The organism is Cognatundibacterium jejuense (assembly GCF_014284255.1).
Taxonomy (GTDB): domain Bacteria; phylum Pseudomonadota; class Gammaproteobacteria; order Burkholderiales; family Burkholderiaceae_D; genus Undibacterium; species Undibacterium jejuense.
This window is the reverse complement of sequence record NZ_JACOFV010000004.1, coordinates 199,879-218,002: the sequence shown is the minus strand read 5'-3', so window position 1 is coordinate 218,002 and position 18,124 is coordinate 199,879. Positions and strand designations below refer to the sequence as shown.

18 protein-coding genes and 2 tRNA genes are annotated in these 18,124 nt (G+C 45.9%); 16 read left to right on the top strand and 4 right to left on the bottom strand.

Annotated elements, in window-relative coordinates; genetic code table 11:
- Positions 1–74 precede the first annotated feature (74 nt).
- The 14 genes from fliF to H8K32_RS06385 all read left to right on the top strand — a co-directional run bounded on the left by fliF (position 75) and on the right by H8K32_RS06385 (position 12,781).
- On the top strand, positions 75–1,784 hold the full coding sequence (gene fliF / locus H8K32_RS06450; protein WP_186911655.1) for a flagellar basal-body MS-ring/collar protein FliF: 1,710 nt from the start codon (positions 75–77) through the stop codon (positions 1,782–1,784).
- Positions 1,777–2,772, top strand: coding sequence for a flagellar motor switch protein FliG (fliG, locus tag H8K32_RS06445; RefSeq protein WP_186911654.1), 996 nt, complete (start codon positions 1,777–1,779; stop codon positions 2,770–2,772). Before fliF ends, fliG begins: the two co-directional genes overlap by 8 nt.
- Positions 2,765–3,454 carry a flagellar assembly protein FliH gene (locus H8K32_RS06440; RefSeq protein WP_186911653.1) on the top strand — a complete coding sequence of 230 codons (690 nt, stop codon included), beginning with the start codon at positions 2,765–2,767 and terminating at the stop codon, positions 3,452–3,454. Before fliG ends, H8K32_RS06440 begins: the two co-directional genes overlap by 8 nt.
- 5 nt (positions 3,455–3,459) lie before the next feature.
- The gene (gene fliI, locus H8K32_RS06435) at positions 3,460–4,839 is read left to right on the top strand and encodes a flagellar protein export ATPase FliI (RefSeq protein ID WP_186911652.1); all 1,380 of its coding nucleotides are present in this window, start codon (positions 3,460–3,462) and stop codon (positions 4,837–4,839) included.
- Positions 4,840–4,874: 35 nt separating this feature from the next.
- Positions 4,875–5,315 (top strand): flagellar export protein FliJ, encoded by a 441-nt coding sequence (gene fliJ / locus H8K32_RS06430; RefSeq protein ID WP_186911651.1) that lies wholly within the window; start codon positions 4,875–4,877, stop codon positions 5,313–5,315.
- 146 nt (positions 5,316–5,461) lie between these two features.
- The gene (locus tag H8K32_RS06425) at positions 5,462–6,760 is read left to right on the top strand and encodes a flagellar hook-length control protein FliK (protein ID WP_186911650.1); all 1,299 of its coding nucleotides are present in this window, start codon (positions 5,462–5,464) and stop codon (positions 6,758–6,760) included.
- 220 nt (positions 6,761–6,980) lie between these two features.
- Positions 6,981–7,490 (top strand): flagellar basal body-associated protein FliL, encoded by a 510-nt coding sequence (gene fliL, locus H8K32_RS06420; RefSeq protein ID WP_186911649.1) that lies wholly within the window; start codon positions 6,981–6,983, stop codon positions 7,488–7,490.
- A gap of 4 nt (positions 7,491–7,494) precedes the next feature.
- Complete coding sequence (gene fliM / locus H8K32_RS06415; RefSeq protein WP_186911648.1) at positions 7,495–8,496, top strand: flagellar motor switch protein FliM; 1,002 nt, start codon at positions 7,495–7,497, stop codon at positions 8,494–8,496.
- A complete protein-coding gene (gene fliN, locus H8K32_RS06410) occupies positions 8,489–8,911 on the top strand; it encodes a flagellar motor switch protein FliN (RefSeq protein WP_186911647.1) in 423 nt (140 codons plus the stop codon). The genes fliM and fliN overlap by 8 nt, the downstream gene beginning before the upstream one ends.
- Positions 8,908–9,345 carry a flagellar biosynthetic protein FliO gene (gene fliO, locus H8K32_RS06405; protein WP_222613034.1) on the top strand — a complete coding sequence of 146 codons (438 nt, stop codon included), beginning with the start codon at positions 8,908–8,910 and terminating at the stop codon, positions 9,343–9,345. Before fliN ends, fliO begins: the two co-directional genes overlap by 4 nt.
- A gap of 5 nt (positions 9,346–9,350) precedes the next feature.
- Entirely contained in the window at positions 9,351–10,118 is a 768-nt protein-coding gene (gene fliP, locus H8K32_RS06400; RefSeq protein ID WP_186911645.1) for a flagellar type III secretion system pore protein FliP, read from the top strand.
- Positions 10,119–10,125: 7 nt separating this feature from the next.
- On the top strand, positions 10,126–10,395 hold the full coding sequence (fliQ, locus tag H8K32_RS06395) for a flagellar biosynthesis protein FliQ (RefSeq protein ID WP_186911644.1): 270 nt from the start codon (positions 10,126–10,128) through the stop codon (positions 10,393–10,395).
- 18 nt (positions 10,396–10,413) lie between these two features.
- Positions 10,414–11,208 carry a flagellar biosynthetic protein FliR gene (gene fliR, locus H8K32_RS06390; protein ID WP_186911643.1) on the top strand — a complete coding sequence of 265 codons (795 nt, stop codon included), beginning with the start codon at positions 10,414–10,416 and terminating at the stop codon, positions 11,206–11,208.
- A gap of 22 nt (positions 11,209–11,230) precedes the next feature.
- The gene (locus H8K32_RS06385) at positions 11,231–12,781 is read left to right on the top strand and encodes an NAD(P)H-hydrate dehydratase (RefSeq protein WP_186911642.1); all 1,551 of its coding nucleotides are present in this window, start codon (positions 11,231–11,233) and stop codon (positions 12,779–12,781) included.
- Here H8K32_RS06385 and cysE read toward each other — a convergent pair.
- From cysE to rnr, 3 genes are all read right to left on the bottom strand, one after another.
- On the bottom strand, positions 12,778–13,518 hold the full coding sequence (cysE, locus tag H8K32_RS06380) for a serine O-acetyltransferase (RefSeq protein WP_186911641.1): 741 nt from the start codon (positions 13,516–13,518) through the stop codon (positions 12,778–12,780). The two genes, H8K32_RS06385 and cysE, sit on opposite strands and share 4 nt — an antisense overlap.
- Positions 13,519–13,624: 106 nt before the next feature.
- A complete protein-coding gene (gene rlmB, locus H8K32_RS06375) occupies positions 13,625–14,371 on the bottom strand; it encodes a 23S rRNA (guanosine(2251)-2'-O)-methyltransferase RlmB (RefSeq protein ID WP_186911640.1) in 747 nt (248 codons plus the stop codon).
- Between the two features lie 77 nt (positions 14,372–14,448).
- Positions 14,449–16,947, bottom strand: a complete 2,499-nt coding sequence (rnr, locus tag H8K32_RS06370; RefSeq protein WP_186911639.1) for a ribonuclease R — start codon at positions 16,945–16,947, stop codon at positions 14,449–14,451.
- A gap of 157 nt (positions 16,948–17,104) precedes the next feature.
- Between rnr and H8K32_RS06365 the strand changes: the two genes are divergently transcribed.
- Both H8K32_RS06365 and H8K32_RS06360 read left to right on the top strand, forming a co-directional pair.
- Positions 17,105–17,189 (top strand) — tRNA-Leu (locus tag H8K32_RS06365).
- A 150-nt stretch (positions 17,190–17,339) separates the two neighbouring features.
- Positions 17,340–17,424 (top strand) — tRNA-Leu (locus H8K32_RS06360).
- A 151-nt stretch (positions 17,425–17,575) separates the two neighbouring features.
- On the opposite strand, the gene H8K32_RS06355 is transcribed toward H8K32_RS06360, so the two are convergent.
- Positions 17,576–18,118: a phosphoribosyltransferase gene (locus H8K32_RS06355; RefSeq protein ID WP_186911638.1), complete on the bottom strand. Its 543-nt coding sequence runs from the start codon at positions 18,116–18,118 to the stop codon at positions 17,576–17,578.
- Between the last annotated feature and the right edge of the window lie 6 nt (positions 18,119–18,124).

The window sequence follows — 18,124 nt, the reverse complement described above, 5'->3', positions numbered from 1 at the left end:
AACAAGGAAAAAACCACATTGGCTTAGGTATATGCAACGACATCTTCACACTCCCAAAATTGATAAGGTGATTTATGGCAACAGCTGAAAACACCATCTTGGACACAACCCCCGCTGTGGAATTGCCACGTTTTCTTGGCCTACCGCAGACACCTGGGGTTCGCACTGCCCTCCTCTCTGCTGGTGCGGCATTAATATTGGCGATCATGGTAGGAATTTGGTTATGGAGTCAGCAACCTGATTATCGTGTCTTATTTTCCAATTTCAATGACAAAGACGGAGGCGCTATTGTCGCGTCTCTTCAACAAATGAATGTGCCCTACAAGTACTCTGATTCTGGCACGGCAATTTTAGTGCCCGCCAATCAAGTTCATGATGCAAGGCTTAAATTAGCAACACAAGGATTACCCAAAGGGGGCAATGTTGGGTTTGAGTTGATGGAAAATCAAAAACTCGGCGTTTCTCAATTCCTGGAGCAGGTAAATTTCCAACGCGCTCTTGAAGGAGAATTGGCAAAGACAATTCAATCTGTGTCCTCAGTACAAGCTGCACGAGTCCACTTAGCAATACCCAAGCCAAACGTTTTTGTTCGAGATCAACAGAACCCAACAGCATCTGTACTTCTTAATCTTTATCCAGGACGAATTTTAGATCAGGCGCAAGTTAACGCCATTCTGCATTTGGTCGCCAGCAGCGTGCCTGAACTATCAATTAAAAACGTCTCTATAGTCGATCAAAACGGCAATTTATTATCAGACCCAAACAAGCAATCTGGCAGCAACAATTTAGATCCGGCACAAATCAAGTATGTTCAAGACTTTCAGGACAATATCGTCAAACGTGTTGAGTCCATCATTACACCTATCGTAGGTAAAAGTAATGTTCGCGCAGAAGCAACTGCGGACATTGATTTTTCCAGAAGCGAACAGGCTGCTGAAAGCTATCGCCCTAATTCCCCACCGGAAGCATCGACGATACGCAGTCAGCAAACAAGTGAAAGCTACAATAAGAACAACAATCCCTCTGGCATCCCGGGCGCGCTATCCAATCAACCGCCCGCTCCAGCAACTGCACCAATCGTAGGCACCGGACAAAATGCTACCGCTTCCGCGGCATCTAATGCTGCGCTCTTGCAGAAAGATGCAACGATCAATTACGAAGTTGATAAAACAGTTCGATACACACAACAAAACATGGGGGGCGTAAAACGCATCTCGGTGGCCATTGTGCTCAACTATAAAACGGAAACCGATAAATCCGGCAAAGTGACGACCCGCGCACTAACAGACGTTGAGAAAAATGAAATTACAAACCTCGCCAAAGAAGCAATGGGCTTCAATAAAGAACGCGGAGATACACTCAACGTTGTAAACAGCCCCTTTGCTGGACCCGAGAAAGAAACTATATTGGAAGTACCGCTATGGAAACAACCGGACAATATCGCGCTGGCAAAGGAACTGGGGAAATATGCCTTAGTCGCCGCCGTTCTTGCTTACCTGTTCTTTGGTTATCTAAAACCCATCTTGTATAAGATCATGGGTAAAGATCAAGAGGCGGAAAAAGAGAAGCAAGAGCAAGCCGAAAAAGAACGGATTGAGGCTGAAGAAAAAGCTGCTGAGGAAGATGGGGGTGCTACAGTAGTTAATCTTTCAAGCGAAGAGGCAATGCAGGCTGTGAAACAATCACAAAGTTACGAAATGAATTTAGAGATGGCCCGAACACTTGCAAAAGATGATCCTAGAATTGTGGCTAATGTAATCAAGACATGGGTAAATAATGAGTGACGAAGGCGTACAGAAGGCAGCAACTTTTTTACTTGCACTCGGTGAAGACGGTGCAGCCGAAGTAATGAAGTTCCTTGGCCCTAGAGAAGTACAAAAAATTGGTGCTGCAATGGCAACGATAGGTGCTATTCCGCATGAAAGAATTTCTAAAGTGTTAGATGACTTTAAAGCTGCAGCAGATATCAGCTCGTCAGTAGGACTTGATTCAGACGAGTACATCCGAAATGTCTTAACCAAAGCACTCGGTGACGATAAAGCCTCATCCTTGCTTAACCGGATACTTGGCGGTAAAGACGCGAGCGGGATTGAAAGTTTAAAATGGATGGACTCACCGTCAGTCGCTGAACTGATCAAAAATGAACATCCACAAATCGTGGCAACCATTCTTGTACATCTGGAAAGTGATCAAGCTTGCGAAATTTTAAATAATTTCACCGAACGATTGCGCAATGACGTAGTACTACGTATCGCTACCCTTGATGGCATTCAACCAACAGCTCTGCGGGAACTTAACGACGTCCTGACCAAATTACTGACTGGCAATGAAAGTCTGAAGAAAAAATCTATCGGTGGCGTGCGCGCTGCCGCTGAAATTTTGAACTTCATGAGCGGAGAAAATGAAGCGTCCGTCATGGACAATCTGCGTAAATATGATGGCGACATGGCTGAGAAGATCATGGATGAAATGTTCGTTTTCGATAACATCTTAGAGATCGACGATAAAGGCATCCAGCTTCTGTTACGCGAAGTTCAGTCAGATTCACTGATTATTGCACTCAAAGGTGCCAATCAAGATATGCGTGAAAAAATCTTCAAAAACATGTCGCAACGTGCAGCTGAGATGATGCGTGAAGATTTGGAATCAAAAGGACCCGTTCGCCTCTCTGAGGTAGAAGCTCAACAGAAACAAATTTTGCTGGTCGTGCGCAGACTAGCAGACGAAGGTCAAATCATGCTCGGCTCAAAAGGTGAAGACTCGTATGTCTAACACCATGTTAAAGAAAGATGTCTCTGCTTACCAACGATGGGAATTGGCATCTTTTGGGGAAACTCGTCCTAGTCACATTGCAGCAACACAGGCGCAATTGATTCCTGAGACTCCGGTACCAACGATCAGCCAGGAAGAAATTGATCAGATCAAAACAGATGCACATAACGAAGGATATGCTACGGGATATCAGGAAGCCTATGAAAAAGGTTTACGCGAGGGTCAGGCGGAAGGCTTACAAGCCGCAGAAGACACAATGAAACCTGAAATCCAGTCAATGCAAGATCTCGCACGGAATTTCATTCTGGAAATCGATGCTGCTGGTAAAAACACAGGCCAGGAATTACTCGAACTCGCCATTAGCCTCGCTGAGAATATGTTGAAGACAAAGTTGGCACTTGATCCCAACGCAATACTACCGATTGTAGAGGATGCAATTGCACAACTCCCATCAATACAACAGCCAGCTAATATCTTGCTTAATCCCTTGGATGCAACCACCATCAAAAATACCATGGGTGATGTACTGAATTCAGATGGCTGGAAAATCGTCAGTGATGCACAACTTTCAAGAGGCGACTGCAAAATTGAAACGGCTTACAATCTTGTCGACGCCAGCATAGAAACCAGATGGAACCGACTCACCGAATTTTTGCATTCAAATATTGCAGTTTCTGAGTAAACATCATGGAATCAACAATAACGAAAAGCTGGAAATCTTTGCTCACTGATAGTAAAGAGCTCGCACAGGAAACCAGCGAACCATTGACTGCTGGCAGAGTCACCAAAGTAACAGGCTTAGTCATGGAGGCGGTTGGATTGAGGCTGCCGGTTGGAAGTGCTTGTATTATTCATTTAAGCTCCGGTGCAATTGTTGATGCAGAAGTTGTAGGATTTGATGGCGACCGATTGTTTCTGATGCCTCACAGCGACTTAGAAGGTGTCACGCCTGGGGCCCCAGTTTTCCCAGCACAAGCCGCGACAGTCCTTGATAAAAATAATAAAAAGGTCACCGATCGCAGTAGAAAGCTTCCGGTCGGTTACCAGTTGCTTGGTCGCGTTTTGGATGGAAATGGTCGGCCATTAGATACGCTTGGGCCACTTAATACACCCGACTCCGCTTCTTTAAGTGCCAGAATTTACAATCCACTAGAACGCGCCCCCATCGTCGAGACGCTGGATGTCGGCGTACGCGCCATTAATAGCATGCTGAGCGTTGGACGTGGTCAGCGACTTGGCTTATTTGCAGGTTCCGGGGTAGGTAAAAGTGTGCTACTAGGCATGATGGCACGATATACCACAGCAGAAATCATTGTGGTCGGATTGATTGGCGAACGTGGACGTGAAGTTAAAGAGTTTATCGAACAAATTCTTGGCAAAGAGGGACTAGAACGCTCAGTGGTGGTTGCCGCTCCTGCTGATGCACCACCATTGATGCGTCTGCAGGGTGCTGCCTATGCCACAACTATTGCGGAATATTTCCGGGACAAAGGCCACAGCGTTTTACTCATTATGGACTCACTAACCCGTTATGCGATGGCGCAACGGGAGATCGCACTCGCGATTGGTGAACCGCCAGCAACAAAAGGTTATCCTCCTTCAGTTTTTGCAAAGCTACCTATCCTCGTTGAAAGAGCTGGCAATGGTAAAGAAGGTGGAGGTTCAATCACCGCCTTTTACACAGTACTTACTGAAGGCGATGACCAACAAGATCCTATCGCAGACGCAGCGCGCGCTATCCTAGACGGACATATCGTTCTGGATCGCACCTTGGCTGAAAGCGGTCACTACCCTGCTATTGACATCGAACAATCGATCAGCCGTGCCATGCACAGCATTACGACACCCGAACACCAACAATTGTCGCGGCGCTTAAAACAATTGTATTCAAGATATGAGCGAAGTCGCGACTTGATCAGCGTTGGTGCGTACGCACCCGGATCAGACCCGCTATTGGATGAAGCAATACGTTTACAGCCCAGGATCTCCGCCTTTCTTCAGCAAGATATCCAACAAAAATTCACCATAAGCGAGAGCATGGATGGACTTCGTGCTCTATTCCAATGATAGAACGCAAAAGACCGCACTATACTTAGGAACATATGGCAAACAAATCCCCCATCGATACCTTAATTGAAATCGCTGAACGAGAGACGGATGAAGCAGCGAAAAAATTGGGCAAAGCGATTCGCTACCACGAAGAAACAATCGCCAAACTCGACCTGCTCATTCAATATCGTGATGACTATGACGTCCGTTTTAAAGAAAATGCATCAAAAGGGATTAGTGCAAGTCAATACGGTAATTTCATGAGTTTCCTCGAGAAACTTGATAGTGCAGTCGATGGACAACGATTTGTTGTCAAAGAAGCGGAACGTAGGATAGGAATAGCCAAAGAATCATGGCAAGCGAGCGAGAAAAAACGACTCTCATATAACACTTTGGATCAGCGCGCAAAGTCTGCATTACAACAAAAAGAGGCCAAGCGCGACCAAAAACAAACCGATGATTTTGCAGCTCGCACCTATTTTTACAAGTCGTAACCTTACTAAGAAGATAAGTGGCACATTTTATGAAAACGGCAAATATTGTAAGCGCAATGCTGAATCAAACCGCGACGAACCAGCCACCTAAAAGTAGCCCGTCAGCTAGCGAGGAAAATTCGTTTAATGCGCATTTTAATAGGGAAATGAGTTCAGCAAATTCGACTCAAGGTCCGGACCAAAATAGCGGAAATAGCAAACCTGTCAGCAATGATAAGCAAAAGACAGAAAGTAAATCTGCTACTAATTCAAGCGCATCTGCAAATGCAAGCCCATCCACACCAGCAACATCGCCATCCTTATCTAAAGTTGATCAAGCCACGAAAAAGGATGAAAGTGCAGATAAGCATGACCCAGACAATCCCCTCATGCTTCTATTCGGTGCCATGGCTTCGGTTCCCAATCAACTCGCAGCAAACAATAGTCCATCAACAGACGAAAGCAACACCCTTGCTAGTGCAAAGTCAACGCTTGATCCCAATTTAAGTTCCGCGGTAAACGCTGATACGACAATTTCACAAGCCATTGCGCAGTTTGCCAACCAAATTAAAAATCCTGCTGAACTTGGTAAAGTTGCAAGGGGCGATCCAATCGATCAAACTACACAAGTTTCAGACACTAAATTAGCCACAACTTCTGAGACGAGTACGGCAATGATTGCCAGCTTAAAATCAGACCAAACCCCAGGGAACGACGCTCCAAAAACAACAGAACCTCTGAACACCGATAACAGCAATTTCGCCAAAACATTGTCCGAAGCATCAAAGAATGACGCCTCAGCAAAGACTAAAGAGGACCTGACAGTCAGTGCAACGCAAGCTGCATCGACGGGCAAAGCTTTTATAAACGGAGATCCTTTAGAAGAATCGCGAAGTGCCAATAGTGCACTGAATAAAGATGCACTCCCTGTGATTCCTGTTGCCCCACAAGCCATTGCGCCACATGAACAATTGCCCAACATTGCACAAATTGCCGCCAATTCCGGCTTGATGCATAACGGTCAGATCACACAAGCATTTGGCAGCACGGGTTGGGACAAGGCAATTGGGCAAAAGGTACTCTGGATGGTTGGGGAAAGTATCCATTCTGCGGAATTAAGCTTAAATCCACCCGACCTGGGACCGCTACAAGTCGTCTTAAAGGTGAGTAATGAGCATGCAAGCGCATCGTTTATGTGTGCGCAACCTGAGGTCAGAGAAGCGCTCGAATCGTCTTTACCCAAACTACGCCAAATGATGAGCGACGCAGGCATCCAATTATCTGGATTTTCTGTCAACACGCAATCCTCCGGTCAGGGTCAACAAGGTAGCGGCTACCAACCAAGTTCTCAACATCAGACAACAAACTCGCGTTCGAGTGCGATAACCGGTGAGATCACTCCAGCATTAACATCGCCAACCCGCGTGTTTACATCAAAAATTGGGGAAGTGGATACCTTCGCTTGAATGCCACACTGGAAAAACTTCCTCTCAACCATGTAGAATAAGCACGGAAGGTTTATTACTGAGGATTTAAAGCATAACGAGGTTGCTGATATTGAGCCTTACTTATGACGACATGCCTGAAATAAGGAAGATTTACCCTTCTTTTCCTCAGTTGTATAACACCTTCTTTCGTGGATAATATGGAATATCGTGGCTAACATAGCCCACCGAGAGGATAAACATGGCGAAAGCACCTGCGAAAGCAGCTCCAGAGCATGGCGATGCCGCCCCTGCTGGAAAATCAAAGAAAAAACTAATCATCATCATTGCCGCTGCAGTTCTGTTACTGGCTGGTGTGGGGGGCGGGGCAGCTATTTTTCTATCAAAGAAGCATTCGGCAAATAAAGAAAAAGAACAAAAGCTTGAGCCTGCAAAAGCGGCCGCCTTCCTTCCACTGGAGCCATTCACAGTGAATTTGCAATCTGAAGGTGGCGACAAATACTTGCAAGTAACAATGACCTTAGAAGTTGAGGGCGAAGAACAAGCAAATTTAATCAAAGCAAATATGCCTCAGGTGCGTAGCCGTTTGTTATTGTTATTATCAAGCAAAGAAGCGTCAGAAATTATCTCTGTCGAAGGCAAGGAAAAACTAGTTCAGGAAATTATAGAAAAGGTCAGCCAACCATTTGCGGCGAAAGCCGAACCGCAAAAGATTGGTGCTGTATATTTCACCTCTTTCGTTATTCAGTAAAAACATGTCCGATAATTTCCTCTCCCAAGAAGAAGTCGACGCCCTTCTAAAAGGCGTAACGGGAGACCAGGATGATTCTCAGTCCCAAGAGGATACTTCCGGGGTACGGACATACAATCTTGCCACGCAAGAACGTATCGTTCGTGGTCGCATGCCTACATTGGAAATCATCAATGAACGGTTTGCACGACTTTTACGTATTGGTCTTTTCAATTTTTTACGGCGCAGTGCCGAGGTCTCAGTGGGCACTGTACGCGTATCAAAATATAGCGAATTCATCCGCAATCTGGTCGTACCTACCAACCTCAACCTGGTACACATGAAGCCATTACGCGGTACAGCACTGATCGTACTCGATCCTGGCCTGGTTTTTCTGTTGGTAGATAATTTATTTGGCGGCGACGGGCGATTCCATACGCGGGTTGAGGGTCGTGATTTTACGCAAACAGAACAAAGAATTATTCATCGTATTCTGGATATTATTTTCGAGACCTACGCAAAATCATGGGAACCCGTGTATCCGATCGAGTTTGAGTACATCCGCTCAGAAATGAACACTCAGTTCGCCAATATCGCAACACCAAACGAAGTCGTCGTATCGACCACATTCACCATAGAGTTAGGTCCGGTGAGTGGCGAAATGCATTTTTGCATGCCCTACTCGACCATAGAACCAATTCGCGACGTGCTGACCAGTAGCTTACAAGGTGAGACACTAGAGGTAGATAAACGCTGGGTCAGACTGATGACGCAACAAATCCAGATTGCAGAAGTGGAAATTGTCGCAGATTTAGGCACAACCCGAGTGACCTTAGAAGATATACTGAACATGAAAACTGGGGACATTATTCCACTGCATGTGCCAGAAATCGTTTCAGCCAAAGTCGATGGCACGCCTATTATGGAATGCAAATATGGCGTCTTTAACGGACAATATGCTTTACGCGTGGAAAAATTACTCAATTCCAGCGTACAAGAAGTAGCTCAAGGAGAAAATCATGGATGACAATGCAGATACGCCAATAAGTGAAGACGATTGGGGTGCCGCCATTGCTGAACAAGAAAAAGCAGAAGCGGTAGCAAGTCAAAAAAGTGAACCAGCAGTCAGTGCTGCCATCTTTAATGATTTCAGTGCAAAAAGTTCCCCCACCGAAACACACAACGATATCGACTTCATTCTGGATATCCCAGTTCAGTTAACCGTTGAGCTTGGCAGAACAAAAATTGCAATTAAAAACCTTCTGCAATTGGCGCAAGGTTCCGTTGTCGAACTTGACGGTATGGCCGGCGAACCGATGGACGTCTTGGTTAATGGCTGTCTAATTGCGCAGGGCGAAGTAGTTGTGGTGAACGATAAGTTTGGTATTCGTCTAACGGATATTGTCACACCTGCGGAACGGATTCGTAAGCTCAATAAATGATGACCACCTTACTAAAAATTTTTGCGGCATTTTTGTTTATCTGCGCCTCCCCGCCTTCGTCTGCCGCTGACACATCGGCAGTCAATTCTGGCGTTGGATTTTTACAGATCACCGGTGCTTTAGTTTTTATATTACTGGTGATGTTCGGTTCAGCATGGCTATTAAAACGAATTGGACCTGTCGCAGCGGGAAATAAGCTTCCTTTGAAAATCATCGGTGGCATCAATGTCGGCACGCGAGAACGTGTGCTGGTGGTTGAAATAGACGAACAGTGGATGATACTCGGCGTTACAGCGAATAACATTAGTAACCTGGGAAACATTCCAAAAAGAGACTTGCCGCCAACAACACAGTCACCTGCGGCGGGTGCTTTTCAAGATTGGTTAAAACGAACCATGGACAAGCGCAATAACGCGCCTAACGAAATAAAATAATTTGCATGAAAACACTGCGCGTCCCACTGCCTCACATTCTCCAATTAGTCTGTTTTCTTTGCTTTTGCCTTCCTTTGCTCTCTCACGCTGAAACGTCGGGTGGATTGCAAGCGATCACGTCCACGCCTGCGCCAGGCGGGGGTCAAAATTATTCACTCAGCATTCAAACACTCGTGTTTCTGACTGCACTGAGTTTCCTGCCTTCTGTATTGTTAATGATGACGAGTTTTACCCGAATCATCATCGTTCTTTCCATGCTCAGACAAGCTTTGGGTACGCAATCATCCCCTCCAAATCAGGTTTTGATTGGCTTAGCCCTATTCCTCACCCTATTCGTGATGGGGCCAGTTTTGGATAAAATCTATACGGATGCGTATGTACCATTTTCAGAAAATAAAATCACGATGACTGAAGCCATGGAAAAAGGTGGGGCGCCGTTAAAGCAATTTATGATGAAGCAAACCAGACAAGCCGATCTTGCCCTGTATGTTAAAATGTCTAACTCGCCTAAGTTACAAGGTCCTGAAGACGTCACGTTCCGAATATTGATTCCCGCTTATATCACCAGCGAATTAAAAACTGCATTTCAAATAAGTTTTGCGATTTTCATTCCTTTTCTTATTATCGATATGGTCGTTGCAAGTGTCTTGATGTCTATGGGCATGATGATGGTGTCTCCCTCCATCGTTTCACTTCCTTTTAAACTCATGTTATTTGTTTTAGTCGATGGTTGGCAATTAATCATAGGCTCATTGGCACAGAGCTTTTATTGAGGTATTTATGACTCCAGAATATGTTATGACCTTGGGGCGACAAGCGATAGAAGTCACGCTCATGCTGGCAGGACCACTTTTATTGGTATCCTTATTGATAGGTTTGATGGTCAGCATTTTTCAGGCGGCGACTCAAATTAACGAAAGCACACTTTCATTTATTCCTAAATTGGTCGGGATTTTTACCACCTTAATTATTGCCGGACCATGGATGCTGAGCGTCTTAACTGACTATATGAAGCAGATGTTTTCCAGCATCGCGACCATGGCAGGTTAATACTTTCATGAAAAATTCATGATCTCGTTTGCAAGCAAAGACTTGATTGATCTGGTAATGGCTTTCCTGTGGCCATTAACCCGAGTTTTAGGACTCATCGCAGTTGCTCCCCCGTTCGGAAACAGAACAATTCCTCTCAGGATAAAGCTCGGATTCGGAATTATTATCGCGCTTATCGTTACTCCAACGCCCCCCCCCTTCGCAAATGCAGACGCCCTCTCCTTCTCCGGAATGATGATACTGGCGCAACAATTTGTCATAGGACTTGGTATGGGCTTTGTGATGCGCCTCGTATTTGCCGCCATTGAAATGGCTGGAACGGTGGCAGGCATGACGATGGGATTAGGCTTTGCCTCTTTCTTCGACCCTCAAACGAGGGGAAATACTTCGGCAGTTTCGCAATTCTTAGTGCTGGTAGCGACGGTGCTATTCTTTTCACTAAATGTGCATCATGCCTTACTGTTGGCGTTGATGGACAGTTTTAAGAGCATACCGATTTCCACCACATTACAAAGTGGCTTTGATTTTCACAGGTTAGCTATTTGGGGTGAGCAAATATTTATTGCTGGACTGAGACTTTCCATACCTTTGATTGCAGCGCTGTTACTAACCAACGTTGCCCTCGGCATTCTGACCCGCGCGGCACCTCAATTAAATATCTTCGGTATTGGTTTCTCCATTACTATCACTGTGGGTTTTTTAATATTAGCGGCGATTCTTCCATATCTATCTATCCCAATTGAAAATTTATTTCAGCAGGGTATAGAAACCATGCAAACTTTAGGTAAATCGCCACCACATCAAATACCGTGATCCACCTCATCTTACGAGACCTATGAATACCATCACATTGGCCGATCTGCATCTTCTCAATATTCAGACCATCCGCGATCTGGAAGCAAATACGATCAACGAGATTCCACACGCCAACCTCATAAAAAAAGCGGGGAAAGCAACTGCCAATTTAGCCAAACAGTTAATTAAGAAAAAAGCGCTTCCCGCTTTAATACTGGCGGGCCCCGGCAACAATGGGGGAGATGCCTGCGCTACCGCTGCGGAATTAGCAAAAGACGGTTATAGCGTCATCGTCATTCTATGCGCCGACCCAGAAAAATATTCGGCCGATGGGAAAAAAGCCTTTGACAAAGCACTCTCGAGAAAAGTGATTTTCAAAAATAGCGACGCTCTGGACGATCTGCTCAAGCTGGACTTTAGCATCATCATTGATGGCTTATTTGGAATTGGTTTAAAAAGAACTATTTCAGGCAGCTATGAAAAGGTGATCAACGGCGTCAATCAACTAGCTCACAAAAAGCAGATATTTATTTTATCCATCGACGTTCCTAGCGGTTTAAATGCCGACACTGGAACCTTAGTGACAGACGACGCTGATAAAAATGTTGCGGTTAAAGCCGATGCAACTATCACTTTCATCGCGAATAAACCAGGCTTACATACCGCCGATGGCAAAGATTACGCCGGAGAAGTGATTGTCAATGATCTAGGGATACAGTCGCCAGTCACTGAAGAAAGCAAACTTTTATTGAACCATGCTTCCAGATTTAACTTTCAATTACCTGAACGAAAACAGAACAGTCACAAAGGTAGCTATGGTGAAGTGATTGTCATCGGCGGCGACAAAGGCATGCTGGGTGCAAGTGTATTAGCGGCGCGTACGGCGTTGTATTCAGGCGCAGGAAAAGTCAATGTAAGTTTGCTGCACCCTGCAATCGATTACGACACGCTGCACCCCGAAATCATGTACAAAGACGCTCAGCACCTTCAAATGAAGGAAGAGATCGTTGTTATCGGTCCGGGTATGGGACATTCTGATATTGCAAAGACTATATTGAGCAAAGCATTATCGTCTGAGATCTCACTAGTTATTGATGCTGATGCTCTTAACCTCATCGCAGCTAACAAAGAATTAAATGACTTATTGATGGGCAGAACTGCGTCAAGCATACTAACCCCTCATCCACTTGAAGCCGCAAGACTGCTACACATATCTGCAAAAGAGGTTCAGCAAGATCGCTGCAAGGCAGCTTTGCTCCTTGCAGACAAATTCAAATGTGTTGTAGTACTTAAAGGCTCAGGAACGATTATCACAGATCCTGAGGGACGACTACGAATTAATACGACAGGTAATCCTGGCTTGGCTACTGGCGGCAGCGGTGATGTGCTAGCAGGTCTTTGCGGTGCACTACTGGCGCAGGGCTTGAATAGCTTTGAAACCGCTCAATTAGCAGTATGGCTTCATGGCGCCGCCGCCGATACATTGGTCGAAGCGGGCGTCGGTCCGATAGGTATGATCGCCAGCGAACTACCTGAGGCAATACGTCATTGCCTCAATGCATTCGTGGATAATCAACGTCTGGCCAATTAATCGACCAGCGTATTGATTTGCTCGGCATTTAACTTATCGCTTTGCACTTCACAGGTGATACCGGCACTTGCAATCGCAGCAGTCAGCTTTTCAATTTGCTCCTGCTGCGATACTGCATGATCAATCAATTTATGCAAGACCTTAGAAATCGGGTCATCACTGTTTTGCGTAACACCGTAAGCGGAAAACAATTGCGCCCCGCCAACATCCGGCGAGCTGACTTCTTTTTTGATAATATGGGCTGGGTTACCTACCGCAGTAGCACCAGCGGGAACAGGCTTCACCACCACAGAATTCGAGCCTATCTTCGCACCCGCACCAACGGTAAAACTACCCAACACTTTAGCGCCAGCACCAACGATGACCCCCGCTTCCAACGTGGGATGTCTTTTGGCTCCACGGGATAAAGAAGTACCACCTAAAGTAACTCCCTGATAAATCGTGCAATCGTCACCGATTTCTGCCGTCTCACCAATCACCACGCCAAAGCCATGATCGATAAATACCCGGCGACCAATCGTCGACCCAGGATGAATTTCTATACCTGTGAGAACCCTTGCAATATGTGAAATAAAACGTCCTAACCACTTAAAACCACGCACCCAGCACCATTTTGCCCAGCCGTGCATGACGATTGCCTGAAATCCGGGATAACAGGTGATCACTTCCCAAGCATTACGGGCGGCGGGGTCTTTAGCAATAATACTCGCGATATCTTCGCGGAAACGACTGAACATAGGGATAACTATGAAAAATGAGGTACAGCAAGATAGTAGCGTATTTAAAAAAAATGCGCCGAAGCGCATTTTTTTTCATGAGAATACGACTGAATTCAGATAATCATCAGACCGCTTTAGGCAAACGCTGGCGGCGCGCTTCATACAAACATACACCCGAAGCAACCGAAACATTCAGACTTTCAACCGTTCCATACATTGGAACACTTACCAGCACATCGCAGGTTTCGCGTGTCAATCGGCGCATACCCTCGCCCTCAGAACCCATCACAATGGCGCAACCGCCGCTGAAATCAACATCGTAGATAGTTTTGCTATCCACATCGTCAGATGTGCCGACCAATAAAACGTCACGCTCTTTCAATTCACGCAAGGTGCGTGCTAAGTTGGTTACCGTGATATACGGCACAGTTTCGGCAGCACCGCTTGCCACCTTAGCAGCAGTAGCATTCAAACCAACCGCACGGTCTTTCGGTGCGATAACGGCATGAGCACCAACACCGTCAGCTACACGCAGGCAGGCACCAAGATTATGTGGATCGGTAATTCCATCCAGCACCAACAGTAACGGTGGCCCATCAATGGCATCCAATAGTTCGTCGAGATTGCGCGCCAGTGACAATTCACCAGCCTTAGCCACAACACCTTGATGGCGGCGTGTCCCCACGATGTTCGATAAGCGTTGATCGTCAGCATGAATAATGCGAACACCAGCCGCTTTAGCGGCGATCAGCAAATCTTGCATACGGCGATCGTTACGTTCCGAATCAACGTAAATCTCTTCCACTGTTGATGCTTCATGACGAATTCTTGAAGTGACGGCGTGGAAGCCAAAAATCATTTTACTTTTCATATTACTCTTTATTAATGTAACTCAGCTTAACTTAATCAACGTCTTGATCTTTATATCTCGATCTTAAGGTCTTTAGCTTAACGTCTTTTTTTTACAGGTTTCCCTGTCGCTTTTCCAGTAGCGGACACTGTTTTTTTACCACTCGCAGCGCCTTTTTGCTTGACACTACTCACTCTGGCATCAGAGGATGCCCCTTTATATTTTTCCTGCCGTTCTGCAGCAAAGCTCTTTTTTGCAACAACAGGCTTGGATGCATTTTTTACAGCCTTAGCACTTTTATTCACCGGAGTGCCAGGTATTTGCTTCTTTGCCTTTTCTGCCGCACCACTCCATAATGGCGCACTGGATCCAGCTGGTTGCACGATACTTAAATCAATTTTACGCGCATCCAGATCTACCCTACTCACCTGAACTTTGACCTTATCGGTGAGTTGGTAACGCTTACCAGTACGTTCACCGCGCAATTCGTGGCGTGCCTCATCAAATTGGAAGTAATCAGCGCCCAACTCCGTGATATGTACCAAACCTTCAATGTAAATATCGTCAAGCTGAACAAAAATACCAAACTGGGTCACGCCAGAAATGGTACCAATGAATTCTTCACCCAATTTATTTTTGATGAAATAACACTTTAACCAAGCTTCAACATCGCGCGACGCCTCGTCAGCACGACGCTCATTGGCAGAACAATGCGTACCTAAAGAGTCCCAAATCGTTGGATCTTTCTCAATTTTCTTTTTACCGGCTGCTTTATCAGCAATTAACTGCTTGCGTGCCGAGTTCGAAATAGAGGTGTTCAAAAGGCTCAGATCTATCCCTTTCGGTTCATAGACTTTACCTTGCAATATTGCCTTAATCGCTCGGTGCGTCAACAAATCAGGATAACGGCGGATCGGACTCGTAAAGTGCGCGTACGCTTCGTATGACAAGCCAAAATGACCGATATTATCTGGGCTATAAACTGCTTGCTGCATAGAACGCAGCAACATTGTTTGCAATAATGGCGAATCTGGACGGCCTTTAATTTTATCCATTAATGCCGCGTAATCAGAAGCAGAAGGTGAATCACCACCACCTAAAAACAAACCAACTTGTTTCAAGAAATTTCTGACCTGCGTCAGCTTTTCTTTAGTCGGTCCCGCATGAATACGATAGGTACCCGGATGCTTATAGGTTTCCAACAGGTTTGCCGCACAGACGTTGGCCGCCAACATACACTCTTCAATCAGCTTATGCGCATCGTTACGTGTGCGTGGGATAATTTTTTCTATCTTGCCAGCGGCATTGCAAACGATATAGGTTTCAGTTGTTTCAAAGTCGATCGCACCACGCACATGGCGCGCTTTCAACAGCGCCTGGAACACTTCATATAGATGCAATAAATGCGGCACCAATGGTAAACGCTTCGCCGCCTCTGGCCCTTTGGTGTTACCTAAGACCGCTGCCACTTCAGTGTAAGTAAATCGTGCAGCGGAATGAATCACTGCAGGGTAAAATTGATAGGCACTCACAACACCATCTTGTGTAATTACCATATCACAAACCAGCGTCAAACGATCGACATCAGGATTGAGCGAGCAAAGACCATTCGATAACTTCTCGGGCAGCATAGGAATAACTCTACGCGGGAAATATACGGAAGTGCTACGCAACAAAGCATCCTGATCCAACGCGTCATTTGGAGCCACGTAATGACTCACATCGGCAATCGCAACCAAGAGACGATATCCTTTACTGCGCCCGATTTTTACCGGCTCACAATAAACGGCATCATCAAAATCGCGCGCGTCTTCGCCATCAATGGTCACAAGTGGAATATCGCGCAGATCAACTCTGTCTTCCAAATCCTTAGGACGAATTTCTGAAGGTAATTTAGCAGCAGCTTTTTGCGCTGCCTCAGAAAACACGTGTGGCACACCAAACTTACGCACAGCAATTTCAATTTCCATACCCGGGTCGTCAATATCACCGAGTATCTCGACTATCTTTCCAACGGCCTGTGCATAGCGGGTAGGCTGCTCTGTAAGCTGAACACTGACTACCTGACCGGCTTTCGCCTTTCCCGGGGAACCTGCAAGCAAAATATCCTGGCTAAAACGATTATCTTCAGGAGCGATAACCCAGACTCCATTCTCATTCAACAAGCGACCTATCACATGCGTGTTGGCACGCTCCAGAATCTCGATAATGCTGCCTTCAAGGCGCCCGCGGCGATCAGTGCCTACAACGCGCGCCGTGACTTTATCTCCATGCAACACCTTTTGCATTTCCCGCTCGGGCAAATACAAATCATCACTACCGTCATCAGGTATCAAAAAGCCATAACCATCTCGATGGCTATTTACTTTTCCTGAAATAAAATTTTCTTGATTAGCGAGTGTATAGTGACCAGAACGATCAGGCTTGATTTGACCGTCTCTTTCCATCGCGTTTAATCGTCGCGTCATGCCATCAAACTCCTCGGGTTTCACGCCTAACTTTTCTGCAATATCGTTTGCAGTCAGTTTGGCCTTATTCGTACGAAGGACGCCCAGAATTTCTTCGCGGCTAGGAATGGGGTATAAATGCTTATTCAAATGATGTTAATTTCTTTAAAAGTTAGATCACGCCCTGACTATACAAGACATCCTCCTAGTTTACCGGAGCAAACGTCAAATGCCTAACAATTCTTCAACAAGAACCAGGTGAACTCTTGACACTACAAGCAAACGCTCTATAATGCTGGCTTCCGTTGCCCACGTGGCGGAATTGGTAGACGCGCATGGTTCAGGTCCATGTGCCGCAAGGTGTGGGGGTTCGAGTCCCTCCGTGGGCACCACAGCATTTGAAAGCCCGTTGATTCGTCAACGGGCTTTTTTGCATTTAATCACCCTCATCCGCATCCAGACCTCCTTTTAAAATAAAAATCTAAATATTTTAAATATTCCCCCAAACAAGGTGCATTTCATCTATAATCACGCCTTCCGTTGCCCACGTGGCGGAATTGGTAGACGCGCATGGTTCAGGTCCATGTGCCGCAAGGTGTGGGGGTTCGAGTCCCTCCGTGGGCACCACAGCATTCGAAAGCCTGTTGATTCGTCAACGGGCTTTTTTGCATCCGCGCATCTCAAGCCACACACACCTAGCGCCAACCAAATACATCTAATCCAAAACAAGCACCCAAAGAAAAACGGAAGCCCATTCGCTTCCGTTTTTTAATGCAATTTATGCAGATTCACCCTTTTTCAACCAGGCATTCAATTGATGAGGACGAATGCTATCGTACTCTTCGAACGGCTGATGAATCCAAGGATTTGTCGCCAGATAATCAAGGTGATAATCAGGAGCCACAGATGAGCAAGCTTTATACCAGATTACCGCCGACTTCACATCCGTCACTGCTGGGAAATGTTCACGTAAGTGATGCAATACGCGCTCCAGTGTGACGCCCGAGTCAACCAGGTCATCCACCACCAACACACGACCCTGCAAGGTACCCTTGGTCATGGAAATATATTTACCGATATCCAAAGACCCCTGAACTGTACCCGCATCCTCGCGATACGAACTGGTAGATAAAATTGCCAAAGGAACATCGAATATTCTGGAGAATATATCGCCAGGACGCAAACCACCGCGCGCCAGACACAATACCTGATCAAACTTCCAGCCAGATTCATGCACTTTGAGTGCTAATTGCTCAATGGAGCGGTGATACGCATCCCAGGAAACCCACAAATCTTTATCTGTAGAGGCAGGTGTATTCATATTTTT